Genomic DNA, 2,368 nt, shown 5'->3' with positions numbered 1-2,368 from the left:
GGCAGGGGGCGGGTGTCGGGCGGGGCCACGGCGATGGCCCGCGGCCAGGCCGGCACCTCGGTCGCGGCGGTCAGCGCCGCCTCGGTCGCGGAATCGAGGGGCATGACCGAGAGCGAGGCGCCGTGCATGTCGAGGGCCGTCATGGCGGCGGCCGGCCCGAGGAGCAGGCGCACGCGGGCACCCAGGGGCGTGGCCAGCACCGCCCGGGTCAGGACCTGCATCTCCAGCGCCGTGGTGCCGCCGAGGTTGTTGACGAGGAGGGCGAGCGGCCCGTCCCCCGCGACCGCGTCGCCGAGGCGGGTCGTCATGAGCCCCGTGAGCGCCGCGGCCGGCGGCAGGGCGATGCGCTCGATGCCCGGCTCGCCGTGGATCCCGAGGCCGAGCTCGGCCTGACCGGGGGCGAGGCGGACCTCCGCCGTCCCGCCCGGCATCGTGCAGCCCGAGACCGCGATGCCGAGGGACCTCACCCCGGCCGCCGCCGCCCGGGCGGCCGCCGCGACCTCGGGCAGCGCCCGCCCGCTCTCCGCGGCGTGACCCGCCACCTTGTGCACCAGGAGGGTGCCGGCGATGCCCCGTGCTTGGGCCGCACCCGGGATCGCGACGTCGTCGGCGACCGTGACGGTCTCGACCGCGAGACCGAGCGCCCGGGCACGCTCGGCCGCCAGGCCGAAGTTCAGCCGGTCGCCGGCGTAGTTCTTGATGACGACGAGGCAGCCCGCCGGCCCGGTCACCGCCAGGATCGCCGCCAGGACCGCGTCGACCGAGGGCGAGGCGAACACGTCGCCGCAGACCGCCGCCGTGAGGAGGCCGCGCCCGACGAATCCCGCATGGGCCGGCTCGTGGCCCGAGCCGCCGCCCGAGACGACCGCGACCCGCTCAAGGTCCCAGTCCGCCCGCAGCACGACCCGGATCGACGGGTCGCCGTCGAGGCGGGCGAGCCGCCCGCCGCTGCCCGCGACGAGGCCGTCCACCGCCTCCGCCACCAGGGCGGCGCGGTCGTTGATGAAGTGGGCCATCCGGTCGGTCCTCCCCTGGCGGCTGCGCCGCGGCGCGGCCGATCCTGCCAAATGCGCGTCATGCCCGCCATCGCCGCGCCGGTGAACAAGCTTTGCCGAATCGGCGGCGGCAGGCGATAAGGCACGAATCCGCCGTCGGGCGGGCATCGCCACGGCGCCCGGGACATGACCTTGATGTCGTGACGTCCATCATGTGATCTCGACGGCGCGGCCTCGATGGCGCGACCTGGACCTGGAGACCCGCCGGGGCAGTTTCGCGGCGGCGCAGTCCCGACCCTCCCTTCGTGAACGTGCCGCGGAGCCGATGAGCGACCTCCTTCCGTTCCTGGCCGGCGGCGGCCGAGCGGCCGACATGATCCGCGCACGCGACTGGGCGGGCCACCCGCTGGGGCCGCCCGAGACATGGCCCGAGGCCCTGCGCACGGCGCTGAGCCTGGTGCTGAACTCGCCCGAGAGCATGATCCTGGCCTGGGGGCCGGACCTGCACTTCTTCTTCAACGAGACCTACTTCCCGCTGCTCGGGCCCCGGCTCGGCTGGGCGATGGGCGAGCGCTTCGACCGGGTCTGGGCCGACGGCTGGGAGCAGGCGAAGCCCATCATCGACGACGCCCTGGCCGGCCGCAGCCGGCGCTTCGTCGACCTGCCGTGGAAGCTCGGCACCGACCGGGGCGAGGCCGACACCTGGTGGACCTTCTCCTACTCGCGGGTCCTCGACGGCGAGGGACGCGTCTCCGGCCTGTTCATCCTCACCAACGAGACCACCGCCCAGGTCACCGCGACGCGGCGGTTGCGGGAGAGCGAGGCGATCGCCCGGGAGAACATCGAGCGGGTCCGGCTGGCCCTCTCGGCCGGCGCGATCATCGGCACCTGGTTCTGGGACCTGCCGACCGACCGCTTCACCGTCGACGAGGCCTTCGCCCGCAGCTTCGGCCTCGACCCGGCCCTCGGCCGCGAGGGCCTGAGCCTGGAGCAGGTGATCGAGACGGTGCACCCGGACGACCGGGCCGGCCTGATCGCGGCGATCGACGCGGTGGTGATCCGCGGCGGCGCCTACGCGCACCAGTACCGCACGAGGCGCGCCGACGGGCAGTACTACTGGCTGGAGGCCAACGGGCGGGTCGACCACGCCCCGGACGGGACGCCGCTGAGCTTTCCCGGCGTCCTCATCGACGTGGACGAGCGGCGCGCCGTCGAGGCGGAGCGCGACCGCGCCACCGCGATGCTGCGCGCCCTGACCGAGACGCTGGAGCAGCGCGTCGCCGAGCGCACCGCCGAGCTGATGCGGGCCGAGGAGGCGCTGCGCCAGTCGCAGAAGATGGAGGCGGTGGGCCAGCTCACCGGGGGCGGGGCCC

Annotated in this window: 2 protein-coding genes; one reads left to right on the top strand and one right to left on the bottom strand. The window is 75.2% G+C overall.

Features of this window, described 5'->3' with window-relative positions:
- Nucleotides 1–1,016, bottom strand: a 1,016-nt coding sequence (locus VQ02_RS32900) for a dihydroxyacetone kinase subunit DhaK (protein ID WP_048448483.1), incomplete at its 3' end; no start/stop codon positions are given.
- A 304-nt stretch (nt 1,017–1,320) separates the two neighbouring features.
- Between VQ02_RS32900 and VQ02_RS38500 the strand changes: the two genes are divergently transcribed.
- On the top strand, nt 1,321–2,368 hold a 1,048-nt coding region (locus VQ02_RS38500), incomplete at its 3' end, for a PAS domain-containing protein (RefSeq protein ID WP_048448482.1).

It is taken from the genome of Methylobacterium variabile, assembly GCF_001043975.1.
Taxonomy (GTDB): domain Bacteria; phylum Pseudomonadota; class Alphaproteobacteria; order Rhizobiales; family Beijerinckiaceae; genus Methylobacterium; species Methylobacterium variabile.
Note: the sequence above shows the minus strand (reverse complement) of the source record. Positions and strands in the feature narration are given on the sequence as shown.